At 65.8% G+C, this 22,277-nt stretch carries 21 protein-coding genes; 17 read left to right on the plus strand and 4 right to left on the minus strand.

Annotated elements, in window-relative coordinates; all coding sequences use genetic code 11:
* Positions 1-116: 116 nt before the first annotated feature.
* On the plus strand, positions 117-1,370 hold the full coding sequence (gene icd, locus ACE3P9_RS05445) for an NADP-dependent isocitrate dehydrogenase (protein ID WP_374492277.1): 1,254 nt from the start codon (positions 117-119) through the stop codon (positions 1,368-1,370).
* 489 nt (positions 1,371-1,859) lie between these two features.
* Here icd and ACE3P9_RS05450 read toward each other — a convergent pair whose 3' ends face one another.
* Positions 1,860-2,183, minus strand: coding sequence for a cold shock domain-containing protein (locus tag ACE3P9_RS05450; RefSeq protein WP_374492278.1), 324 nt, complete (start codon positions 2,181-2,183; stop codon positions 1,860-1,862).
* A gap of 527 nt (positions 2,184-2,710) precedes the next feature.
* On the opposite strand from ACE3P9_RS05450, the gene clpS reads away from it, so the two are divergent.
* From clpS to ACE3P9_RS05475, 5 genes are all read left to right on the plus strand, one after another.
* The gene (gene clpS, locus ACE3P9_RS05455) at positions 2,711-3,082 is read left to right on the plus strand and encodes an ATP-dependent Clp protease adapter ClpS (protein WP_374492279.1); all 372 of its coding nucleotides are present in this window, start codon (positions 2,711-2,713) and stop codon (positions 3,080-3,082) included.
* A gap of 113 nt (positions 3,083-3,195) precedes the next feature.
* A complete protein-coding gene (clpA, locus tag ACE3P9_RS05460; protein ID WP_374492280.1) occupies positions 3,196-5,541 on the plus strand; it encodes an ATP-dependent Clp protease ATP-binding subunit ClpA in 2,346 nt (781 codons plus the stop codon).
* A gap of 205 nt (positions 5,542-5,746) precedes the next feature.
* Entirely contained in the window at positions 5,747-6,349 is a 603-nt protein-coding gene (locus ACE3P9_RS05465) for an ATP-binding cassette domain-containing protein (RefSeq protein WP_374492281.1), read from the plus strand.
* Positions 6,346-7,161: an iron export ABC transporter permease subunit FetB gene (gene fetB, locus ACE3P9_RS05470; protein WP_374492282.1), complete on the plus strand. Its 816-nt coding sequence runs from the start codon at positions 6,346-6,348 to the stop codon at positions 7,159-7,161. Before ACE3P9_RS05465 ends, fetB begins: the two co-directional genes overlap by 4 nt.
* A gap of 192 nt (positions 7,162-7,353) precedes the next feature.
* Positions 7,354-7,689, plus strand: a complete 336-nt coding sequence (locus ACE3P9_RS05475) for a signal protein (RefSeq protein ID WP_374492283.1) — start codon at positions 7,354-7,356, stop codon at positions 7,687-7,689.
* A gap of 168 nt (positions 7,690-7,857) precedes the next feature.
* Here ACE3P9_RS05475 and upp read toward each other — a convergent pair whose 3' ends face one another.
* Both upp and ACE3P9_RS05485 read right to left on the minus strand, forming a co-directional pair.
* On the minus strand, positions 7,858-8,487 hold the full coding sequence (upp, locus tag ACE3P9_RS05480) for a uracil phosphoribosyltransferase (protein ID WP_374492284.1): 630 nt from the start codon (positions 8,485-8,487) through the stop codon (positions 7,858-7,860).
* Between the two features lie 217 nt (positions 8,488-8,704).
* The gene (locus ACE3P9_RS05485) at positions 8,705-10,276 is read right to left on the minus strand and encodes a helicase HerA-like domain-containing protein (protein ID WP_374492285.1); all 1,572 of its coding nucleotides are present in this window, start codon (positions 10,274-10,276) and stop codon (positions 8,705-8,707) included.
* 147 nt (positions 10,277-10,423) lie between these two features.
* On the opposite strand from ACE3P9_RS05485, the gene ACE3P9_RS05490 reads away from it, so the two are divergent.
* The 11 genes from ACE3P9_RS05490 (at position 10,424) to ACE3P9_RS05540 (ending at position 19,935) form a co-directional block, all read left to right on the plus strand.
* Complete coding sequence (locus ACE3P9_RS05490) at positions 10,424-11,155, plus strand: YebC/PmpR family DNA-binding transcriptional regulator (protein ID WP_374492286.1); 732 nt, start codon at positions 10,424-10,426, stop codon at positions 11,153-11,155.
* A gap of 2 nt (positions 11,156-11,157) precedes the next feature.
* Complete coding sequence (gene purD, locus ACE3P9_RS05495) at positions 11,158-12,483, plus strand: phosphoribosylamine--glycine ligase (protein WP_374492287.1); 1,326 nt, start codon at positions 11,158-11,160, stop codon at positions 12,481-12,483.
* Positions 12,484-12,494: 11 nt separating this feature from the next.
* Positions 12,495-13,238 (plus strand): 1-acyl-sn-glycerol-3-phosphate acyltransferase, encoded by a 744-nt coding sequence (locus tag ACE3P9_RS05500; protein WP_374492288.1) that lies wholly within the window; start codon positions 12,495-12,497, stop codon positions 13,236-13,238.
* A gap of 86 nt (positions 13,239-13,324) precedes the next feature.
* Complete coding sequence (gene hemF / locus ACE3P9_RS05505; RefSeq protein ID WP_374492289.1) at positions 13,325-14,311, plus strand: oxygen-dependent coproporphyrinogen oxidase; 987 nt, start codon at positions 13,325-13,327, stop codon at positions 14,309-14,311.
* Positions 14,308-15,033 carry a nicotinate (nicotinamide) nucleotide adenylyltransferase gene (nadD, locus tag ACE3P9_RS05510; protein WP_374492290.1) on the plus strand — a complete coding sequence of 242 codons (726 nt, stop codon included), beginning with the start codon at positions 14,308-14,310 and terminating at the stop codon, positions 15,031-15,033. Before hemF ends, nadD begins: the two co-directional genes overlap by 4 nt.
* Positions 15,023-15,760, plus strand: a complete 738-nt coding sequence (gene rsfS / locus ACE3P9_RS05515) for a ribosome silencing factor (protein WP_374492291.1) — start codon at positions 15,023-15,025, stop codon at positions 15,758-15,760. The genes nadD and rsfS overlap by 11 nt, the downstream gene beginning before the upstream one ends.
* A gap of 23 nt (positions 15,761-15,783) precedes the next feature.
* A complete protein-coding gene (gene rlmH / locus ACE3P9_RS05520; protein WP_374492292.1) occupies positions 15,784-16,266 on the plus strand; it encodes a 23S rRNA (pseudouridine(1915)-N(3))-methyltransferase RlmH in 483 nt (160 codons plus the stop codon).
* A 142-nt stretch (positions 16,267-16,408) separates the two neighbouring features.
* Positions 16,409-17,035, plus strand: coding sequence for a nucleoside triphosphate pyrophosphatase (locus ACE3P9_RS05525; RefSeq protein ID WP_374492293.1), 627 nt, complete (start codon positions 16,409-16,411; stop codon positions 17,033-17,035).
* Between the two features lie 140 nt (positions 17,036-17,175).
* Positions 17,176-18,699, plus strand: a complete 1,524-nt coding sequence (rng, locus tag ACE3P9_RS05530; RefSeq protein WP_374492294.1) for a ribonuclease G — start codon at positions 17,176-17,178, stop codon at positions 18,697-18,699.
* A gap of 129 nt (positions 18,700-18,828) precedes the next feature.
* Complete coding sequence (locus tag ACE3P9_RS05535) at positions 18,829-19,467, plus strand: FMN-binding negative transcriptional regulator (protein WP_374492325.1); 639 nt, start codon at positions 18,829-18,831, stop codon at positions 19,465-19,467.
* A gap of 150 nt (positions 19,468-19,617) precedes the next feature.
* Positions 19,618-19,935 carry a multidrug efflux SMR transporter gene (locus tag ACE3P9_RS05540; protein WP_374492295.1) on the plus strand — a complete coding sequence of 106 codons (318 nt, stop codon included), beginning with the start codon at positions 19,618-19,620 and terminating at the stop codon, positions 19,933-19,935.
* Positions 19,936-20,062: 127 nt separating this feature from the next.
* Here the strand turns inward: ACE3P9_RS05540 and ACE3P9_RS05545 are convergent, their stop codons facing one another.
* A complete protein-coding gene (locus ACE3P9_RS05545; RefSeq protein WP_374492296.1) occupies positions 20,063-22,066 on the minus strand; it encodes an ABC transporter transmembrane domain-containing protein in 2,004 nt (667 codons plus the stop codon).
* Positions 22,067-22,277 lie beyond the last annotated feature (211 nt).

Below are 22,277 nucleotides of genomic sequence, written 5' to 3' on the forward strand. Positions count from 1 at the left end.
TCTGTAAGGGTGGGCAAGGCTTTTGTCGATAGAATTCCCGGTTGGATGCGCGGCCTGACCGGGGCTGCAGCATGCCGTTTGCACACAAGTCTGCTAATAACCACACCGGAGCAACCATGTATCAGCATATCAAAGTGCCCGCAGAGGGCCAGAAAATCACCGTCAACACCGATATGACGCTGAATGTCCCCAACAATCCGATCATTCCCTACATCGAGGGAGACGGAACGGGCTTCGACATTACTCCGGTGATGCTCAAGGTGGTGGACGCTGCCGTCGCCAAGGCCTACGGCGGCGAGCGCAAGATCCACTGGATGGAAGTGTATGCAGGGGAAAAGTCCACCAAGGTGTACGGCCCCGACGTGTGGCTGCCCCAGGAAACCCTGGACGCCGTGCGCGATTATGTCGTGTCCATCAAGGGCCCGCTGACCACGCCCGTGGGCGGTGGCATCCGTTCGCTGAACGTGGCTCTGCGTCAGGAACTCGACCTGTATGTGTGCCTGCGCCCGATCCAGTATTTCGACGGCGTGCCCTCTCCCGTCAAGGAACCGCAGAAGACCAACATGGTCATCTTCCGTGAAAACAGCGAAGACATCTACGCCGGCATCGAATTCGAAGCCGGCTCCGAAAAGGCCCGCAAGCTCATCAGCATCCTGCGCGAGGATTTCGGCGTCACCAAGATCCGCTTCCCGGAAACCTCCGGCATCGGCATTAAGCCCGTGTCCCGCGAAGGCACCGAGCGCCTGGTGCGCAAGGCCATCCAGTACGCAATCGACAACGACAAGCCCAGCGTGACCCTGGTGCACAAGGGCAACATCATGAAGTTCACCGAAGGTGGCTTCCGTGACTGGGGTTATGCCCTGGCCCAGAACGAATTCGGCGGCGAGCTCATCGACGGCGGCCCCTGGATGAAGATCAAGAACCCCAAGACGGGCAAGGATATCGTCGTCAAGGACAGCATCGCCGACGCCTTCCTGCAGCAGATACTGCTGCGCCCGGCCGAGTACAGCGTCATTGCCACGCTCAACCTCAATGGCGACTATGTGTCTGACGCACTGGCAGCCCAGGTGGGCGGCATCGGCATTGCCCCGGGCGCCAACCTGAGCGACAACGTGGCCATGTTCGAGGCCACCCATGGCACGGCTCCCAAGTACGCCGGCAAGGATTACGTGAACCCCGGTTCCGAAATCCTCTCCGCCGAAATGATGCTCCGCCACATGGGCTGGACCGAAGCAGCCGACCTCATCATCAGCAGCATGGGCAAGTCCATCAAGAGCAAGAAGGTCACCTATGACTTTGCACGCCTGATGGAAGGCGCTACCCAGGTCAGCTGCTCTGGGTTCGGTCAGGTCATGATCGACCACATGTAAGACGGACCTTCTCCGCGCCTGCTCTGTGGCGGCGTGGGGCATTTCCCCGGGAAGGCATGGCATTCTGCGTGTCTTCCCTGTACCCGGATAGGCAGCAGCCTGTCCGGGTTTTTTTATGCCTGTGTGCTTGTCGCCAGTCGTGCAGCGCCAGAGGGGCCTGTAGGGCGTGACCGGTCGAACGCGGGACCATGGTCAGGACACTTGCCTCCAACATCGGCAGTTCGCAGGCAGCGCGCAGCACAAGAGGCACTGCTCCCGGCGAAGGAGGTGCCTCTTTGTCTGTCGTGGCGCGTAGAGAGGAGGGGATGGAGGAGCGCCGCGAGGGCGGACCAGGAACCGATGGGCAAACAGCCCTTGTCATGCAGTTGGGGCAGAGAAAGTCGGGTCAGAGAATTCCGTGTTCTCTGGCGCTCTTTTCTGAATGTTCACGTGAAACTGCGTGGAGAAATTTTCTGTTTCCCGGTCAGCCTATCATCATCGGCTTTGGCATCAATATGCCGGAGCGGGGAAAGCAGGGGGAAAATACGTATCGGTATTTACCGAAGCATCGGAATGGGGCGCAGATTCACCAGAAGTGCTCGAAAAAGCATCGTGCTGGTGCGTTTTTTCTTCCACGGGTTGAATATCCCGAGCATGCACTCCTTTGGGGCCTTCGTGCAATTCATATTGGACACGCATGCCCGGCTTGAGACTTTTGTATCCATCCATCAGGATGGCGGTGAAATGCGCAAAGATATCATCGCCTCCGTCATCCGCCTGGATGAATCCATATCCTTTTGCATCACTGAACCATTTGACCGTGCCAATGCTCACGATTTTCTCCTGTCACGTATGGCATATGGGAAGAACCTTGTTACATGCGAGATGCTATCAGTAAAAAGAATGAAAGCAGGGGCGGCAAATGACCATCGCGGAAAGCTTGCGCGAGGTCATGGAATGCTCCGTCCTTCCTCGTCAGGCGCTGCCTGTGTTCGCCAGAGAGAAATTTGTCATATCCATGACAAACAGGGAGGCGTTACATGCATTTGGGGTGCCTGTTTGTCATGATGCGAAATTTCGAGGGGCGAGGCTCGTAAAGACGGGCATGCTGAAGGCTTCCAGACAAGGGGGGGAGAAGAGAAGAGGGGCGTCTCTTTATCGCAACAAACAGGGGCGAATGGGCAGAGGGAGGTGCTGGGCGAAGGGGACGCCGGTACCAGGCGGGCACGCGGGATTGAATCACGGGACAATGGCGCCATCTCTGTTTCATGCATCCACGTCGAGTGGTGGAAGTGCATCCGGGGGCCACGGGGGTCTTCGGAAATTTTCTGCTGCTCTGGACGTGCGCTGCCGTCTTTTCCATGTCTGACATCGTTCTTGCCCAAGCTCCCTTTCGTCCCGCATCTCCGGCCAAGACTACCCCGCTGGTCGAGGATGGGGATGCAGTTGCCGTTCGTCCACGCCGGCTGGAGGTGCAGCCTCCGTCGATGTTCCAGGTGGTGCTGCTCAACGACGACTTCACGCCCATGGAGTTTGTCGTGCTGATTCTGCAGGACTTCTTCGGCAAGGATCGCCAGGCGGCCACGAGCATCATGCTCAAGGTCCATACCGAGGGGCGGGGAATCTGTGGCGTGTTCACGCGCGACATCGCGGAAACCAAGACGGGGCAGGTCATGGAGGCGGCCCGGGCGGCCGGACATCCGTTGCAGTGTGTGTGCGAGCCCGTTGAATAAGGATTGCGGACACCCATATCTCTACCAGGGCGCGAGGGTTTCCAACCCCCGGCTGCAATCCCTGTAATATGGGGGTGCCGGTCAGCCATGTCCCCTTGGGCGAAAGGAAAGAAATGATTGCACAAGAGCTTGAAGTTACCCTGCACATGGCGTTTGTCGAGGCTCGTCAGCAGCGCCATGAGTTCCTGACCGTGGAGCATCTGCTGCTCGCCTTGCTGGACAACCCCACGGCCAGTGAGGTTCTGCATGCCTGCGCGGCCAACGTGGATGATCTGCGCACGTCCCTCACCAATTTCATCAAGGACCACAGTCCTCAGCTGCCTGGCACCGAAGAGGTGGATACCCAGCCGACGCTGGGCTTTCAGCGCGTGATCCAGCGCGCCATCATGCACGTGCAGAGCACCGGCAATGGCAAGAAGGAAGTCACCGGCGCCAACGTGCTCGTGGCGATCTTCGGCGAAAAGGATTCCCATGCCGTGTACTACCTGCACCAGCAGGGCGTGACCCGTCTCGATGTGGTCAACTACATCGCGCACGGCATTCGCAAATCCGGCGAAGGCGAGGAGCCTGCCAAGCCCGAGGAAGGCGCTGCCGCAGACAGCGGCGAGGAAGGACCGGGCGAGCGTGCCGAGAAGGGCTCGGTGCTCGAACAGTTCACCCACAACCTGAACCAGGCTGCGCGGGAGGGCAAGGTCGATCCGCTCATCGGTCGCGATGCCGAGGTGGAGCGCGTGATCCAGATTCTCTGCCGCCGGCGCAAGAACAACCCGCTCTTGGTCGGCGAGGCAGGCGTGGGCAAGACGGCCATTGCCGAGGGGCTCGCGTGGCGCATCACTCAGGGGAGTGTGCCGGAAGTCCTGGCACAGGCAGAGGTCTATGCGCTCGACATGGGGGCACTCCTGGCCGGCACCAAGTACCGGGGCGACTTCGAGCAGCGGCTCAAGGCCGTGCTCAAGGCACTCAAGGAAAAACCCGAGGCCGTGCTGTTCATCGACGAGATTCATACCCTCATCGGCGCAGGTGCTGCATCGGGTGGGACCATGGATGCGAGCAACCTGCTCAAGCCGGCCCTGTCGAGCGGACAGCTCAAGTGCATCGGCGCCACCACGTTCAACGAATACCGTGGCATCTTCGAGAAGGACGCCGCGCTTTCTCGTCGGTTCCAGAAGGTCGATGTGGCCGAGCCCAGCGTCGAGCAGACCGTGGACATTCTCAAGGGGCTCAAGTCCCGGTTCGAGGAGCACCACAACGTCAGGTACGCCAATGCTGCGCTGCAGGCAGCCGCCGAGCTGAGTGCGCGCTACATCAATGATCGCCAGCTGCCCGACAAAGCCATCGATGTGATCGACGAAGCGGGTGCTGCGCAGCGCATTCTGGCGCCAAGCAAGCGCAAGAAGACCATCGGCAAGGGCGAGATCGAGGACATCGTGGCCAAGATCGCGCGCATTCCGCCGGCCAGCGTGAGCAGCGACGACCGGGGCAAGCTCCAGACGCTCGAACGCGACCTCAAGAGCGTGGTGTTCGGGCAGGACAAGGCGCTGGAAGTGCTGGCGGGAGCCGTCAAGATGGCGCGTTCCGGGCTGGGACGGCGCGACAAGCCCATCGGGGCCTTCCTGTTCAGCGGGCCCACCGGGGTCGGAAAGACCGAGGCGGCACGCCAGCTGGCCTACATTCTGGGCGTGGATCTCGTGCGCTTCGACATGTCGGAGTACATGGAGCGCCATGCGGTGAGCCGCCTGATCGGTGCACCTCCCGGATACGTGGGATTTGACCAGGGGGGGCTGCTGACCGAACAGATCAGCAAGAAGCCGCACTGTGTGCTGCTGCTCGACGAGATCGAGAAGGCGCATCCCGACATCTTCAATGTGCTGCTGCAGGTCATGGACCACGGCACGCTCACGGACAACAACGGGCGCAAGGCCGACTTCCGCAACGTGGTCATCATCATGACGACCAATGCGGGAGCCGAGACCATGAACAAGTCGACGATAGGCTTCACCACCAAGCGCGAGAGCGGAGACGAGATGGCCGACATCAAGCGGCTGTTCACGCCCGAGTTCCGCAACCGGCTCGATGCCATCGTGAGCTTCAAGCCGCTTGATGAGCAGGTCATCCTGCGGGTGGTGGACAAGTTCCTGCTCCAGCTCGAGCACCAGCTCATGGAAAAGAAGGTGGAAGCCACCTTCACCGATGCGCTGCGCAAGCATCTGGCCAAGAAGGGATTCGATCCCCTCATGGGGGCACGTCCCATGCAGCGGCTGATCCAGGACACCATCCGCAAGGCACTGGCCGACGAGCTGCTCTTTGGCCGGCTCACCGACGGGGGGCGTGTCACCGTGGACTACGACGAGAAGCAGGCCGACAACAACGGCATCGTGCTCGATATCCAGCCCCTGCCGCGCAAGGAAAGCACCCGTCCAGGCAAGGCCGAGCCCGAGGAGCAGGTGCCGGCAGACTGACGCGCGCCGCTTCGGGTCTCCTGCCCAGGCCAGCCGCTTTGTGCGGCTGGCCTTTTTTCATGTTTCATTCAGGCATACTGCGCAGATGCAAGCCGAGATTTCATCCCCTTCTGCTGCGCCGGTGCACACGGAATCCGTGCAGGCGACGCAGGCAGCGCACGTTCCGGTGCCCCACTCCGACAGGGGCTCATCCCCTTCTTCCTCCATGCCCCTGCTTGATGTGCGCGGTCTGCAGCGCATGCAGGTGGGCCCGGTGCACCTGCAGGTGCAGGCCGGGGAGTGCGTGTCGCTCATGGGGCATTCCGGGGCGGGCAAGAGTGTGTTTCTGCGCATGGTGGCCGATCTGGATCCCCATGGCGGGGATGCGGCACTGGCCGGAGAGGCCTGTTCGGCCATGCCGGCGCCACATTGGCGCCGACAGGTGACCTATGTGGCGGCCGATTCGGGCTGGTGGGAGGAGACGGTGGCGCCCCATTTTGCAGCGGATTATGACTTTGCGGCCATGCTGCCTGCAGTGGGCATCAGCGCAGAGGCGAGTGCCTGGCCTGTGGCGCGGCTGTCCACTGGCGAGCGCCAGCGCATGGCCCTGCTGCGGGCGCTGCGGCCGGGAGTTCGGGTGCTGCTGCTCGATGAACCGACTTCGGGACTGGACCCGGATTCGATCGAACGGGTGGAGGGGCTGTTGCGCAGCCATCTGGCGCAGGGGGGTGCCATTGTCATGGTGACCCATGACCAGCGGCAGGCCGACCGCATGGCGCAGCGGCAGTTTCGGATTGAGAACGGACAGATCACGGAGGTGCGGGCATGACGGGCGAAGCGCTGATTTCCACAACGGACCTGGCCATCAGCTCGGCGCTGCTGCTCGCCAATGCCGGCATTTCGCTGGCGCTGCGTCTGGGGGTGGCGCGATCGCTGCTCGTGGCCGCTGTCCGGGCGCTGGTGCAGCTTCTGCTGGTGGGCATGGTGCTGCGCACGGTGTTTGCCCTGCAGTCGCCCTGGCTCATCGGGCTGGTGGCGCTGTTCATGTTCGCATCGGCGAGCCGCGAGGTGTATGCGCGCCAGCAGCGCAAGCTCAAGGGGCTGTGGGGCTTCGGCATCGGAGCGGGAACCACCATGGTGGCCATGGTGCTGGCCACCTTTCTGGGGTTGCTGGTGCTGCGGCCGCACCCGTGGTGGAGCGCGGAGGTGCTGATTCCTCTGGTGGGGCTGGTTCTGGGCAACATCATGAACGGCGTGAGTCTGACGCTCAATGCGTTTTCTTCCGGGCTGGTGCGCGAGCGTTCCGCGATCGAGGCGCGGCTGGCGCTCGGGGCTACCCGTCAGCAGGCGCTGGGCAGCCTGCAGCGCCGGGCGGTGCATGCGGGCGTGATCCCGGCCCTCAACCAGATGAGTGCGGCGGGCATCATCACGCTGCCGGGGATGATGACGGGCCAGATTCTGGCGGGCATGTCGCCCTTCGAAGCTGCCAAATACCAGATTCTGGTGCTGTTCCTGATCGGGGGTGGTGCCGCGCTCGGAGCCATCGCGATGAGCGGGTGGATGGCGCAGCGTGTCAGTGACGAGCGGGACCGGCTGCGGCTGGATCGGCTCGAAAGTCCAGCACAGGACGATGCGGCCTGAAGACGCGGTGTGGCCCCCCGCGGAAGTGGCGGAGCGGAGAGTTGTTTGTACACACGGATACAAGTTGGTGTGCGCAGACAGAGCCGCGTGGCTACACTAGTCAGTGTTCCGTCAAGATTGGTTAACCAATCTGGTTTTCAGAAGGGGGCTGCGGGTGCGGTCTCCGGTTTTTATGCTGAAAGGATATCGATCATGAAGAAATCCCTGAGTGTGCTTCTGGTGGCTGGTCTGCTGGCTGGCAGTGCCTTTGCCAAGGCTCCTGCGGCTGTGTCCGCTTCTGGCGTGCCGGCTGCAGCGCCTGCTGCCGTCAAGATGGCACCTGCTGCCAAGCCTGCTCCGGCAGTCAAGCCGGCACCCGTGACGCCGGCTGCCGCAGCGGCACCGGGTCAGGTGTGGGTGAACGGCAAGGTCTATCACTGCCCGGGCACCAAGTATTTCGGCAAGACCAAGAAGGGTCAGTACATGACCGAGGCCGCTGCCCAGGCTGCCGGTGCTCACGCCAACCACGGCAAGTCCTGCTCCAAGTGAGCTGACGCTGCAGGCGGTTTCCGTCGCTGAGACGGCAGCCGCCCCAGGATGAGCAGAAACAAACGCCCGCATGCAGCGGGCGTTTCTGTTTCTGCTTCTGGAGCCTTGGTGCCCCCTGCATCCATGGGCACATGGCGCGAAGCGGAAGGGGGCAGAGAAAATGACGGCTCAGGTCGTGCCGAAGATGCGGTCGCCGGCATCGCCGAGGCCGGGCACGATGTAGCCGTGGGCATTGAGGCCGCGGTCGATGGCTGCCGTATAGATGTCCACATCGGGATGGGCCTGCTGCAGGGTGGCCAGGCCTTCCGGGCAGGTGAGCAGACACATGAATCGGATGGAGCGGGGGCGCAGCTTCTTGATGCGGTCGATGGCTGCCACGGCCGAGTTGCCCGTGGCGAGCATCGGGTCGACCACGATGACGTCGCGTTCCTCCATCTGTGAGGGCATCTTGAAGTAGTACTCGACCGGGTGCAGGGTGTCGGGATCGCGGTAGAGCCCGATATGGCCGACACGGGCGCCTGGAACGACGCTCAGCATGCCGTCGAGCAGGCCGTTGCCGGCTCGCAGGATGCTGACGAGCACGAGTTTCTTGCCGTCGATGACGTGTCCGGTGGTGCGCTCCAGCGGGGTTTCGACGGGAACCTCCTGCAGGGGCATGTGCCGGGTGATTTCATAGGCCATGAGCGTGCTGAGCTCGCCGAGCAGGCGCCGGAAGCTGTTGGTGCTGGCTTCCTTGTTGCGCATGAGGGTGAGCTTGTGCTGCACGAGGGGGTGGGTGATGTGGTGAACGTGGGACATGAGAACCGATCGCTGGAGGCAGGACGAAGGTGCCATTGCCCGCAGGGGCCATGGCAGCGCGCGGCCGGATCTGGCAGCTTTGCCCGCATGGCGGGGCAGGGCTGCATGGCGTGCCGCGCAGGTGGCTTCATTGTAGGGATCGTGGGTACCCCTGCGGCGGGCGCATCTTTGACCCGCGTCAGTTGCAACCGGGGCCAGGGCAGAGTGTCCGCGCCGGTCAGCGCCGGTTGCCCATCAGGCTGCCCAGCACGCCGCGCACGAGCTCGCGGCCTGCGGTGCGGATGGCCGACTTGGCCATGGACTGCACCAGTCCGTCGTAGTGGCCACCCCGGGGGCCGGTGCGGCCGAACAGGGCATCCTTGACCAGTCCGCCGACGCTGTCGAGCAGCCCGCCCGATGCGGCAGGTGCAGCCGGGGTGCCGGCAGTGGTGCCTGTGGAGGGCAGGGGAGCTGTTGCCGTGGCGTCCTGTGCCGCGGGGGTGGCCGAGCCAATGCCCGCCGCGGGAGTGGTCTGTGCGGCGCGCTGCTGCAGGATTTCGTAGGCGGAGGTGCGATCCACCGCCTGCTCGTAGACGCCGGCCACCAGAGACTGGCTCAGGAGGGCCTGGCGCTGTTCGGCGGTGATGGGGCCGATCTGGCTGCCAGGGGGAATCACGTAGGCGCGTTCGGTCTGGCCGGGGCGACCCTTGTCGTCGAGGAAGCTGATGAGTGCCTCGCCCGTGGCCAGTTCGGTGATGGTGGCGGCGATGTCGAGGTCAGGGTTGGGGCGCATGGTTTCGGCCGTGGCCCTGACGGCCTTCTGGTCGCGCGGGGTGTAGGCGCGCAGCGCGTGCTGCACCCGGTTGCCGAGCTGGGCGAGCACGCTGTCGGGGATGTCCATGGGGTTCTGCGTGACGAAGTAGACCCCCACGCCCTTGGAGCGGACCAGACGCACCACGAGCTCGATGCGGTCGAGCAGCACCTTGGGCGCCTCGTCGAACAGCAGGTGGGCCTCGTCGAAGAAGAACACGAGCCGGGGCTGGTCAGGGTCCCCGATTTCCGGCAGCTGCTCGAACAGCTCGGAGAGCAGCCACAGCAGAAAGGTGGCATAGAGGCGGGGCGACTGCAGCAGCCTGTCTGCGGCAAGGATGTTGACCACGCCCTTGCCCCCGACGGTCTGCATGAGGTCCTGGATGTTGAGCATGGGCTCGCCGAAAAACCGGTCACCGCCCTGGGTCTCGATGGTGAGCAGCCCCCGCTGGATCGCTCCGACGCTGGCGGCACTGACGTTGCCGTACTGGGTGGTGAACTGGCTTGCGTTGTCGGCCACGTACTGCAGCATGGCGCGCAGGTCTTTCAGGTCGAGCAGGAGCAGCCCACTGTCGTCCGCGATCTTGAAGACGATGTGCAGCACCCCGGCCTGGGTCTCGTTGAGGTCGAGCATGCGGGCCAGCAGCAGGGGGCCCATGTCGCTCACGGTGGCGCGCACGGGATGGCCCTGTTCGCCGAACACGTCCCACAGCGTGACCGGGCAGGCCACGGACTCGGGCGTGGGCAGGTGGCGCTCGGCCAGCACGGCAGCCAGCCTGTCGCCGATCTGGCCGGTCTGGCTGATGCCGGTGAGGTCGCCCTTGATGTCGGCCATGAACACCGGCACGCCGATGGCGCTGAAGCTCTCGGCCATCTTCTGCAGCGTCACGGTCTTGCCCGTCCCGGTGGCTCCGGTGACGAGTCCGTGGCGGTTGGCCAGCGCCGGCAGCAGGGAGCAGGTGGTGTGGTCGTTCTGGGCGATGGGCAGGGGGTGGGCCATGGTGGGAGCAATCCTTGTGCGAAGCCGTGCGTTGCGGCGCTTCCGCAGGCGCGATGCAGGTCTGCGGGCAGGGGCGTTCAACGGTGCGACAGCGAGTCAGTAAAATGGATGTTATTAGATCAAATAATCACCGAAGGAACAGATCACATGGCAGGTCACAGCAAATGGGCCAACATCCAGCATCGCAAGGGCCGGCAGGACGAAAAGCGGGGTCGTGTCTGGACGCGCCTCATCCGTGAAATCATTGTGGCGGCACGTCACGGTGGGGGAGATGCCAACGCCAACCCGCGCCTGCGCCTGGCCATCGACAAGGCCAAGGCGGCCAACATGCCCGCCGACACCATCAAGCGCAACGTCGACAAGGCCACGGGCAACCTCGACGGCGTGAACTACGAGGAAATCCGCTACGAGGGCTATGGCGTGGGGGGCGCGGCGATCATCGTCGACACCATGACCGACAACCGCGTGCGCACGGTGGCCGAGATCCGCCACATTCTGAGCAAGAACGGCGGCAATCTGGGCACCGAGGGCTCCGTGGCCTTTCAGTTCAAGAACTGCGGGCAGTTCATCTTCGCGCCCGGCACCGACGAGGACAAGGTCATGGAGACCGCTCTGGAGGCCGGTGCCGAGGACGTCATCACGGACGACGAAGGCGCCATCGAGGTGCTGACGGCTCCCGGAGACTTCGAGGCCGTGCAGAAGGCACTGGAAGCCGCCGGTCTGCAGCCCGAGGTGGCCGAGGTCACCATGCGTGCCGAAAACCCCATCGAGCTGGCGGGCGAGGACGCCCTGCGCATGCAGAAGCTCCTCGACATGCTCGAAGATCAGGATGACGTGCAGAACGTGTATTCCAACGCCGAACTGGACCTGGAGGAGTGAGCATGAAGGTACTCGTGATTGGCTCTGGTGGCCGCGAACATGCACTGGCCTGGAAGCTGGCGCAGTCCGAGCGCGTGAGCAAGGTGTACGTGGCGCCTGGCAATGGCGGCACTGCCCGGGACTCCCATCTGGAAAACCTGCCCATCCAGGATCTGGAAGCGCTGTGCCAGTGGGCCGGCGAGCAGAAGATCGACCTCACCGTGGTCGGCCCCGAGGCGCCCCTGGCCGCCGGCGTGGTGGACCGGTTCCGTGCGGCCGGGCTGCGCATCTTCGGCCCCACGCAGGCGGCGGCGCAGCTCGAAAGCTCCAAGGCCTTCAGCAAGGCCTTCATGCAGCGGCACGGCATTCCCACCGCAGCCTTCGACACCTTCACCGATCCGGTGGCTGCCCATGCGTTCATCGACCGGCTGGGCGCACCCATCGTGGTCAAGGCCGACGGCCTCGCTGCCGGCAAGGGCGTGGTGGTGGCCATGACCCTGGAAGAAGCCCACGCAGCCGTCAACGACATGCTCGAAGCCAATACCTTTGGCGTCAAGCACAACGGCGAGGCGCGCGTCGTCATCGAGGAGTTCCTGCAGGGTGAGGAAGCGAGCTTCATGGTCGTGTGCGACGGCCGCGACGTGATGGCCCTGGCCACCAGCCAGGACCACAAGCGCCTCAAGGACCACGACGAAGGCCCCAACACCGGCGGCATGGGCGCTTACTCGCCAGCACCGGTGGTGACGGCCGATGTGCACGCACGCGCCATGCGCGAGGTCATTCTGCCCACCATCCGTGGCATGGCACGCGACGGCATCACCTATACCGGCTTTCTGTATGCCGGTCTCATGATCGACCGCGAAGGCAAGGTCAAGACGCTGGAATTCAACTGCCGCATGGGAGACCCCGAAACCCAGCCCATCATGATGCGGCTCAAGAGCGATCTGTTCGACCTGCTGTGGGCCGCTACCGAACCTGCGGGCAGCACGGGCCGGCACCTGGCCGACGTGACCCCGCAATGGGACCGGCGCGTGGCGCTGGGAGTGGTGGTGGCCGCTCCGGGCTACCCCCTGCATCCGCAGACCGGCGAGGCCATTACCCAGCTCCCGGTCGATGCGGAAGACGTCAAGGTCTTCCATGCCGGCACGGCACTGCAGGCCGATGGCCGGCTGGTGACGAGCGGCGGGCGGGTGCTGTGCGTGACTGCTCTGGCCGACAACGTGCGCGGGGCGCAGGCCAGGGCCTATGCGGCCATCCAGCAGGTGCAGCTGCCGGGCATGCAGTTCCGCAACGACATCGGCTACCGCGCCATCAATCATCCGGCTGCACAGACAGGCGTGCAGCCCTGAGGAGCACCGACATGGCCGGCGATCAGCCTTGCGCGGACGAGCCCGGCTCCTGCGGGCAGGGGCCGGCGCGTCCGGTGCCGGAGACGGCGTCGGACACCGTCTGTGGGCTGCGCCGTGCCACCAGCCCGGCCTCTGGCCCAGTGCGCCTGCCCCGCGGAAGCCGGCTGGCCACCCGGGTGCTGTCCTGGTTCGGCTGGCGCAACGAGTTTGCCCCGCTGCCCGAGGCCCATGGCCTCTACATCGTCTACCCGCACACCTCGAACTGGGATTTCATCCTGGGGCTCCTGTACAAGTGGAGCCATGGCATGCCCTTCAAGTTCTGGATCAAGGACAGCGCCACCCGCCTGCCCCTGATCGGGCCCTGGATCCGCTGGGTCGGTGGGGTGCCCATCAACCGCAGGGCCGCCTACGGCGTGGTCGAGCAGACCCAGCACCAGATGCATGCATCGGCCTTCTTCTGGCTCGTGGTGGCCCCCGAGGGCACGCGCAGCTACACCCCCGGCTGGCGCACTGGCTTCTATCACCTGTGGCGGACGCTGGACTGTCCGCTCGGGCTCGCCTACATCGACTACGGGGCCAGGCAGCTGGGCGTGACCGATTACGTGCGGTGCAGTGGGGACATGGAGGCCGACTTCGCGGCCATTGCCCGCTACTATGCCGGCCGGCAGGGATGCCATCCCGACCAGCAGTCTCCCATCGTGCCGCTCGAACGGCACCGGCACGGGCATGAGCACCCATCGCAGCCGCAGGAGTGAGTGGTGCAGGTGTCCGATGCCCATCGTTATCCAGTTCTTTGCCCCGTGTGCAGCGCCTTGCCGCCGGGGCCTTTCATCAAATCGCCATGAGTCTTTCTTCCTCCTCTCTGTCCGGTGCGGCTTCCGCACAGGCCCATGCCGATCCCGTGGCTGCCTGGCTGCGCGGCCTGCAGGCCCGCATCACGGCAGCCGTCCAGGCGCTGGAGCCCGAAGCCCATTTCATCGTCGACGACTGGCGCAAGCCGGAGGGTGAGCGGCTGCAGGGACATGGGCGCACCATGATTCTGGAAGGGGGGGAGGTCTTCGAGCGCGCGGGCGTCGGGTTCTCGCGCGTGCAGGGGCCGCAACTGCCGCCTTCCGCCACCCAGCACCGCCCGGAACTGGCCGGGGCTCCGTTTGAGGCCATGGGCGTGTCGCTCGTGTTCCATCCACGCAATCCCTATGTGCCCACGGTGCACATGAACGTGCGCATGATCGCCGCCCACCCGGCCGGGCAAAAGGCCGTGCGCTGGTTCGGTGGCGGCATGGACCTCACTCCCTACTATGGCGAGGTGGAGGACTGTGTCCATTTTCACCGTACCTGCCGCGATGCCCTGGCTCCCTTCGGAGCCGACAAGTATCCCCGCTTCAAGGACTGGTGCGACCGCTACTTCCGGCTGCCCCACCGCAGCGAACAGCGCGGCATCGGGGGCATCTTCTTCGACGATTTCGCCGAGCTGGGCCCCGAGCGTGATCTGGCCATGCTGCAGGCCGTGGGAGAGGCCTTTCTGCCGGCCTATCTGCCCATCGTCGAGCGCCGCAGCAAGCGGGAATGGGGCGAGCGCGAGCGCGCGTTCCAGCTCTACCGCAGGGGGCGCTATGTCGAATTCAACCTCGTGTGGGACCGGGGCACCCACTTTGGCCTGCAGAGCGGCGGGCGCAGCGAATCCATTCTGCTGTCCATGCCGCCGCAGGCCAGCTGGAGCTACCGCCGCGCAGAGCCTGCCGGTTCGCCCGAGGCACGCCTCTACACCGACTTCCTGCCCTGCCGCGACTGGCTGGCCGGCGAGGCGCCTTCCCGCGCTGGCGCATGATCCGCACCGATGCACCTTCCCCGCCACCTGGCCCCACGCCCTGTGCAGGGCAGGCCACGGTCCGCGTGGGGCTGTACGGCGGCGCCTTCGATCCGCCCCATCTTGCCCATGTGGCGCTGGCACGCGAGGCCGTGCGGCAGCTCGGGCTCGATCGCCTCTACATCGTGCCCACCGGCCAGCCCTGGATGAAGGAGCGCCGGCTCACCGATCCGGCCCACCGTCTTGCCATGGCGCGGCTGGCCTTTGCCGGCCTGCCCGAGGTGGTGGTGGATGACTGCGAGCTGCGCCGGCAGGGCACCACCTACACGATCGATACCCTGCGCGAGCTCCAGCAGCGCGAGGCGCGCCGGCAAGGGCCGTGTGGCACAGAGTGGTTCCTTGTCATGGGGCAGGATCTGGTGGCCACGCTGCCGCGCTGGCAGCGGGCGCAGGAGCTGCTGCAGGAGGTCACCGTGGCCGTGCTGGGACGCCCCGGCAGTGCAGCGGCCGACCTGCAGGCCGATCTGGATCGGGTACGCGCTTCGCTGCCCCAACTGCGCTGCGTGCAGGTACACTTGCCCCCCAGCGCGATCAGTTCGACCGCCATCCGGGAGCGGCTGGCACAGGCCGGCGCGACCGCTTTCCAGGCCTCTTCGCTGGCCTGGCTGTCTTCCCTTGTGCCGCCCGAGGTCGCGCGGTATATTGCACTCCACCAACTCTATCGACACCCTGATGGCCACTGAGAAAAAAACCGCCAAGGCATCTCCCCGCACTGCCGCATCCAAGAACACCGTTCCTCCCGCCGAGGACAGGGAGCTGCAGGCCGTGGCCTCATCCACTCCCGAGCAGGCAGAGCCTGTCGAGATCGAGGAATCGAACCGCGACATCCAGAAGCTCCAGCGTGCCATCGTCGATGGTCTGGAGGATGTCAAGGCCCAGCACATCCAGGTGTTCAACACGGCACACCTGTCGCCGCTGTTCGAGCGCGTGATCATCGCGAGCGGCACCTCCAACCGCCAGACCAAGGCCCTGGCTGGCAGCGTGCGCGATGCCGTGCGCGACGCAGGCTTCCCCAAGCCCCGCATGGAGGGCGAGGAAAACGGCGAGTGGATCATCGTGGACTGCGGCAGTGCCGTGGCGCACATCATGCAGCCCGCCATCCGCCAGTACTACGCGCTTGAGGAAATCTGGGGCGACAAGCCGGTGCGCATGCGCCTGGGCAAGCCTGCCCGTCCTGCCAGGGCAGCCGCTGCCGAGGGGGACAAGCCGGCCCGTACCCGCAAGCCTTCTACCCGCCGTGCTCCTGCGGCAGCCAAGGCAGAGCAGGGCGCTGCCCCAGCATCTGCTGCCACCGACGGACAGCCTGCCCGCAAGCCTCGCAGCCGCAAGCAGGCCGCCGGCACCGATTCGGCTGCTGCCGCACCGGCGCCCAAGGCTGCGCCCCGGCGTTCGCGCAAGTCCGCCGCCTGATCGCCTGCGCACGGAGTGGCCGGGTGAAACTCGTGATCGTCGCCGTCGGGCAGAAGATGCCCGACTGGGCGCAGACTGCCTTCGATGACTACGCCAAGCGGTTCCCGCCCGACCTGCGGCTCGAATGCCGCACCGTCAAGACCGAGCCCCGCAGTGGAGGCAAAACCACGGCCCAGATGATGCAGGCCGAGGCCCAGCGCATCGAGTCCGCCATCGACGCCGGCTGCCACAAGGGCCGGCGCATCGTGGCGCTCGACGAGCGCGGCACCTCGCTCACCACCAAGGCCCTGGCCGAGCGCCTGCGCCACTGGCAGCAGGACGGCGACGACGTGGCCCTCCTCATCGGCGGGCCGGATGGCCTGTCTCCCGAGCTGCGCACGGCCGCACACGAGCGCATTCGCCTCAGCGACCTGACCCTGCCGCACGCCATGGCGCGTGTCCTGCTTGTCGAAAGCCTCTATCGCGCCTGGTCGGTCAATGCCGGCCATCCGTACCACCGCGAGTAAGGCTTCGCGCCCTGCGGCGTGGAGCGGCTCCCTGCTGCAGCAAGGGCGTGGGTGCCTGCGTGCGCGTGCCGGGTCTGCCGCTCAGGGTTGCGCGGGTCGCTCTTTTCTGGCTGACCGCCTCTTTTTTCCATTGTCTTGCCCCATGTCGACCGATTCTTTTCTCTACCTCGCGTCCCAGAGTCCCCGTCGGGCCCAGCTGCTCGACCAGATCGGCGTTCGCCACACGCTGCTCCTGCCCGATGCCGGAGAGGACGCGGAGGGGCTCGAAGCCGTGCTGCCGGGAGAGGCAGCAGCCGACTACGTGCAGCGCGTCACCGCGCTCAAGCTCGACGCCGCCCTGGCGCGGCTGGAGCGTCGGGGCTGGCCCGCTGCTCCCGTGCTCTGTGCCGATACCACCGTCGCCCTGGGGGCACGCATTCTGGGCAAGCCCGCCGATGCTGCCGACGCCGCGGCCATGCTGCGCAGCCTGTCGGGGCAGCGTCATCAGGTACTGACCGCCGTGGCCGTGGCAGGCTCCGGCACAGCCGGCAGCCCCTTGCGGCGTGCCGCACGGCTGTGTACCTCCTGGGTGGAGTTCGATGTGCTCGACGAAGCGCGCATCGCGGCCTATGTGGCCAGCGGCGAGCCCATGGGCAAGGCAGGGGCCTATGGGGTGCAGGGCCGGGCTGCGACGCTGATTGCCCGCATCGAGGGCAGTTTCTCGGGCATCATGGGGCTGCCCCTGTTCGAGACGGCACAGATCCTGCGTGCAATGGGGTGGACAATATGAACCTGCGTCTGCCTGTCCGCAGCCACCCGGTGCGGCAGGCGGCCTGATTCCCTTTCCTGGCTCCCGGCTTCCTACACGGCAGCTCCGGGGCGTGCGGTGCCGGAGCCATCAGCCCCGGCCTTTGCCTGGTCCCCCTTCTCATGCAACAAGACATACTGATCAACTGGTCCCCCCAGGAAACCCGTGCCGCCGTGGTCGAAAACGGCGTGGTGCAGGAAATGCACATCGAGCGCGAGCTTCAGCGCGGGCGGGTGGGTAACATCTATCTGGGCAAGGTCGTGCGCGTGCTGCCCGGCATGCAGTCCGCCTTCATCGACATCGGGCTCGAACGCGCCGCTTTCCTGCACGTGGCCGACGTGTGGCAGCGCAGCAGCCCCCGCGAGCGGCAGGCGGCAGCGCCCGCCGCCGGGCCGGGCGGGCGCGAGCCGGCCGCGCCCCAGCGCCCCATCGAGAAGCAGATTTTCGAGGGCCAGACCCTCATGGTGCAGGTCATCAAGGACCCGCTCGGCACCAAGGGCGCGCGCCTGTCCACGCAAATCAGCATCGCAGGCCGGCTCATGGTCTACCTGCCGCAGGACGACGCCGTGGGCGTGTCGCAGAAAATCCCCAGCCCGCAGCGCGAGGAGCTGCGCGAACGCGTGCAGCGGCTCATGGCCGGCATGCCGGCCGAAGAAGGACTGAACCAGCCCGGCGGCTACATCGTGCGCACCAATGCCGAGGACGCCACCGATGCCGAGCTCGAACAGGACATGCGCTACCTGCGCAAGGCCTGCGCGCGCATCCGCCAGGCTGCGCAGCGGCAACCGGCGCCCTCGCTGCTGCACCAGGACCTGAGCCTCATGCAGCGCGTGCTGCGCGACATGGTCGACGAGCACACCCACCGCATCCGCATCGATTCGCGCGAGCAGTTCGATGCCCTGCGCGAGTTCGGCCTCACCTTCATGCCCGATGCGGTGCAGAAGCTCGAACACTACCGTGGCGAGCGTCCCATCTTCGACCTCTATGCCATCGACGAGGAAGTGGCGCGAGCCCTGGGGCGCCGTGTCGACCTCAAGTCCGGCGGCTACCTGGTCATCGACCAGACCGAGGCGCTCACCACCATCGACGTCAACACCGGCGGCTACGTGGGCACGCGCAATTTCGACGAGACCATCTTCAAGACCAATCTGGAGGCAGCCCACGCCATTGCACGCCAGCTGCGGCTGCGCAATCTGGGCGGCATCGTCATCGTCGACTTCATCGACATGACCCGCCCCGACCACCAGGCCGAAGTGCTGGGCGAACTGCGCAAGCAGCTGCAGCGCGACCGCATCAAGACCATGGTCGGGGATTTTTCGCCCCTTGGACTGGTCGAGATGACGCGCAAGCGCACCCGCGAATCGCTGGAGCGCATGCTCTGCGAACCCTGCCCCGCCTGCCAGGGGCGCGGCTCCGTCAAGACCACCCGCAGCGTGGTCTACGACATCCTGCGCGAGGTCCTGCGCGAGGCGCGGCAGTTCAGCCCGCGCGAATTCCGCGTGATCGCCGCCCCGCAGGTCATCGACCTCTTTCTCGAAGAGGAAAGCCAGCACCTCGCCGGCCTCAGCGCCTTCATCGGCAAGCCCATCTCCCTGCAGGCCGAAACCGGCTTCACACAGGAACAGTACGACATTGTGCTCATGTGAGGAGGAGGGGGCGGGGCGGGCCGGCCCCGCATCCGGCACCGCAGCCCCCTTGCATGCGCGAGGGACTCTGGAGTGAGGGGGCTCCTCGGGTGAGGTACGCTCTCCACTTTGCCCGGAGCCGATGTCGTGATGTACGCCCCTGCGCTGTTTGCCGAATCCCGTCCTGACGTGCTGCATTCCCTCATGCGCGCGCATCCCCTGGGGATGCTGGTCACGCAGAGGGCTGCGGGGCTGGAGGTCGATCACCTTCCGTTTCTGTTGAATCCGGAAGGCACCGAGGCACATCCCCTGGGCACGCTGCAGGCCCATGTCGCGCGCGCCAATCCGGTGTGGCAGGAGGTGCGGGAGGGCGATGCGGTGCTGGTGGTCTTTCGGGGGACGGAGGGCTACATTTCGCCCAACTGGTATGCGAGCAAGCCGGAAACGCACCGGCATGTGCCCACCTGGAACTATGAGGCCGTGCATGTGCATGGGCGGCTCCACATCCGCGAGGACGAGAAGTTCCTGCGCGGAGTGCTGGCGCGTCTGACGCGCGTGCACGAGGCGGATCAGCCCGTTCCCTGGCGCATGGGCGATGCGCCCGCCGACTACCTGCGCGACATGCTGGGGCAGATCGTGGGCATCGAGGTGGATATCACCCGCATCGAGGGCAAGCGCAAGCTCAGCCAGAACAGGGAGCCCCGGGATTTTGCCAGCACCCTGCAGGCGCTGGACGAGCGTGGCAGCGTGCAGCTGGCCGCAGCCATGCGGCGCAGCCAGAAAGGGTGATTCCCAAGCCGCTGCGCACAGGGGGAGCTTGGGCGGCATGGGCCGACACGGTTGCGTATCATGGGTGCGGGGACGCCCCCAGCCTGCGGGCCTTTCGATCATCCGGGACGACCCGGTATCTGTATCTGATGGGTGCCGGAGGTGGTGGATATGGACTGGATATGGCGGGTGATGGCCGGGCTGCTTGAAATCGTCTGGGCGTACACGATGAAGCTCTCGGATGGATTCACCCGCGGCGGGTACACCCTGCTGACCCTTGTGGTCATGGCGGCCAGTTTCGGGCTGCTGTCGATGGCCATGAAATCCCTGCCGCTCGGCACGGCCTATGCGATCTGGACGGGCATCGGCACCCTGGGCTCCTTTGCCGTCGGTCTCTGTGTGCTGCACGAGGCAGCCAGCCCTCTGCGCATGCTGGCTGTAGCGCTCATCGTGGCGGGGCTGGTGCTGATGAAGTTCGCTTCGCCTTGAGGGCGCGCCCTGCAGTGTGCAGCGGGGGAGCCGGACAGTGCCTGGATGTGCCCCGCGACAGGGCACAGTCCGGCGATGTGCGCAGGAGCCTGTGGCCTGTGCCGTGTCGTGCACGTGCCGTGCCGGCTCAGGCGGCGTGGCCGCTATCCGGGGTGTTCCCTTCGGACGGCGTGGGGGCGCTGCCTGCCATGCTGGACACAAAGGCCGTGGCGTGGTGCTGCAGGCGGGCATATACGCCGCCGCGCTGGATCAGCTCGGTGTGGGTGCCCTGTTCCACGATGCGGCCCGATTCCATCACCACCACCCGGTCGGCATGTTCGATGGTGGTCAGGCGGTGCGCCACCACCAGGGTGGTACGGCCCTGCATGAGGCGCTGCAGGGCTTCCTGCACGAGGCGTTCCGATTCGTTGTCGAGCGCGGAGGTGGCTTCGTCGAGGATCAGGATGGGGGCATTCTTGTACACGGCGCGTGCAATGGCCAGCCGCTGGCGCTGGCCGCCGGAGAGCTGGGCCGCGTTGTGTCCCACCATGCTGTCCATGCCCATGGGCAGACGTTCGATGAAGGTGCCGAGATTGGCGGCCTCCAGCGCCGCCTGCACGCGGGCACGATCCAGTTCGCTGCCCAGGGCCACGTTGGCAGCAATGGTGTCGTTGAGCATCACCACGTCCTGGCTCACCATGGCGATCTGGGCGCGCAGGCGGTCGAGGGGCCAGTCGTCCAGAGCCACGTCGTCGAGCAGCACGCGCCCGCTCGACGGCAGCACAAAGCGCGGCAGCAGGTTGACCAGCGTGGTCTTGCCCGATCCCGATGGCCCCACAAAGGCCACGACCTCGCCCGGGGCGATGTGCAGGTCGATGAGTTCGAGTGCGGCGGCCGCTGTTTCGGTGAGGCCCTCGGCATGGGCCACGCTCGCGCCCGTGGGCATGGTGGTGAACAGAGGCGAAGTCGGCATGCGGGCCTCGCGGTCCGCCGCCTGCGCGGCATAGTCCACATGGATGCGCTCGAACCGGATGTCGCCGCGCGCACGCGCGGGCAGCTGGCTGGCCTGTGCGGCGGGGGCTGCCTCCGGTTCGGGCGGGACGGTCTCGACCATGGCGAGGCCGCGCTCCAGGGCGGCCACGCCGCGCGTGATGGGGTTGGCCACGTCCGCCAGACGCCGGATGGGCGACACCAGCATCATCATGGCGGCCACGAAGGCGACAAAGCCGCCCACCGTGACGGCACGTTCATGGCCCTGGCTGACCTGGGCCTGCCACAGGGCAATGGTGAGCACCGCCGACAGCGCCACCGCGGCCACCGACTGCGTCAGCGGGGTCATGGCCGAGGAGGCGATCACCGACTTGAGCGAGAGCTGGCGCAGGCGGCGGCTCAGAACCTCGAAGCGGCTGCTCTGCTGCTGCTGGGCGCCATGCAGGCGCACCATGCGGTGGGCCAGCACGTTTTCCTCGACCACGTAGGCCAGCTCGTCGGTGGCGCGCTGGCCCTGCTTGGTGAGGCCGTAGAGGCGGCGCGAGAGCTTGCGCATCACCCACGACATGCCGGGCGCAAGCACCACCACGACCATGGTGAGCTTCCAGTTCAGATACAGCAGATAGCCCACCAGCGCCACCAGGGTGCTGCCGTCGCGCGTGAGTCCCATGAGCGCCTGCACGAGCATGTTGGCGCCGTTCTGCACCTCGAACACCACGGTGTTGGACAGCGTGCTGGCCGACTGCCGCGAGAACAGGCTCAGGTCTGCATTGAGCAGGCGGGCGAACATGTCCTCGCGCAGCCGCACCATGCCGTCGTTGGCAATGCGTGCCAGCGAATACTGGGCCGCGAAACCGGCCACCCCGCGCAGAAAGAACAGCAGCAGCACGGCCGCAGGCACGGCCCAGAGCTGCAGCGTGCCACTGGTGAAGCCGCGGTCGAGCAGGGGCTTGATCAGGGCCGGCACCCCGGCTTCGGTGAGCGATGCCACCACCGTGGCCACAAAGGCGTACACCCACCACTGACGGTCGACACCAAAATAGCGCGAGATGCGGCGCAAACGGGCCGGCAGGCTCTGTGAGGCGAGCGCGGCGGAAGGGGGAGAGGAGGCGTCGGTCGTCATCGGGCCCGGTGAGAAAGAGGAGTGAAAAGCATCCCGCATTGTAGGTCGGTGGCCTGGAGCGCGTTGCCCCTTCCGTGCCGCAGCCCGGAGCATGGAGCCTGCCTGCGGCGGGGCGGCATCACGGACCTGCGGCCCCGGGGGCATCAGGGGGGGGCTTACCCTTTGTAACCGATCGGTCGGAGAGCCGTCATGGCAAGTGTGTAGCATGTGATGCAGCTTTTCGGTGGGGCGGAGCCCTGGGGATCGGTTC

This window comes from Allobrachymonas sp. (assembly GCF_041912815.1).
Lineage (GTDB): Bacteria > Pseudomonadota > Gammaproteobacteria > Burkholderiales > Burkholderiaceae_C > Brachymonas.

Coding starts and splice junctions, on each gene's coding strand:
- icd (WP_374492277.1), top strand. CDS start 117: ATGTATCAGCATATCAAAGTGCCCGCAGAGGGCCAGAAAATCACCGTC.
- clpS (WP_374492279.1), top strand. CDS start 2,711: ATGTCTGACATCGTTCTTGCCCAAGCTCCCTTTCGTCCCGCATCTCCG.
- clpA (WP_374492280.1), top strand. CDS start 3,196: ATGATTGCACAAGAGCTTGAAGTTACCCTGCACATGGCGTTTGTCGAG.
- ACE3P9_RS05465 (WP_374492281.1), top strand. CDS start 5,747: ATGCCCCTGCTTGATGTGCGCGGTCTGCAGCGCATGCAGGTGGGCCCG.
- fetB (WP_374492282.1), top strand. CDS start 6,346: ATGACGGGCGAAGCGCTGATTTCCACAACGGACCTGGCCATCAGCTCG.
- ACE3P9_RS05475 (WP_374492283.1), top strand. CDS start 7,354: ATGAAGAAATCCCTGAGTGTGCTTCTGGTGGCTGGTCTGCTGGCTGGC.
- upp (WP_374492284.1), bottom strand. CDS start 8,487: ATGTCCCACGTTCACCACATCACCCACCCCCTCGTGCAGCACAAGCTC.
- ACE3P9_RS05485 (WP_374492285.1), bottom strand. CDS start 10,276: ATGGCCCACCCCCTGCCCATCGCCCAGAACGACCACACCACCTGCTCC.
- ACE3P9_RS05490 (WP_374492286.1), top strand. CDS start 10,424: ATGGCAGGTCACAGCAAATGGGCCAACATCCAGCATCGCAAGGGCCGG.
- purD (WP_374492287.1), top strand. CDS start 11,158: ATGAAGGTACTCGTGATTGGCTCTGGTGGCCGCGAACATGCACTGGCC.
- ACE3P9_RS05500 (WP_374492288.1), top strand. CDS start 12,495: ATGGCCGGCGATCAGCCTTGCGCGGACGAGCCCGGCTCCTGCGGGCAG.
- hemF (WP_374492289.1), top strand. CDS start 13,325: ATGAGTCTTTCTTCCTCCTCTCTGTCCGGTGCGGCTTCCGCACAGGCC.
- nadD (WP_374492290.1), top strand. CDS start 14,308: ATGATCCGCACCGATGCACCTTCCCCGCCACCTGGCCCCACGCCCTGT.
- rsfS (WP_374492291.1), top strand. CDS start 15,023: ATGGCCACTGAGAAAAAAACCGCCAAGGCATCTCCCCGCACTGCCGCA.
- ACE3P9_RS05525 (WP_374492293.1), top strand. CDS start 16,409: ATGTCGACCGATTCTTTTCTCTACCTCGCGTCCCAGAGTCCCCGTCGG.
- rng (WP_374492294.1), top strand. CDS start 17,176: ATGCAACAAGACATACTGATCAACTGGTCCCCCCAGGAAACCCGTGCC.
- ACE3P9_RS05535 (WP_374492325.1), top strand. CDS start 18,829: ATGTACGCCCCTGCGCTGTTTGCCGAATCCCGTCCTGACGTGCTGCAT.
- ACE3P9_RS05540 (WP_374492295.1), top strand. CDS start 19,618: ATGGACTGGATATGGCGGGTGATGGCCGGGCTGCTTGAAATCGTCTGG.
- ACE3P9_RS05545 (WP_374492296.1), bottom strand. CDS start 22,066: ATGCGGGATGCTTTTCACTCCTCTTTCTCACCGGGCCCGATGACGACC.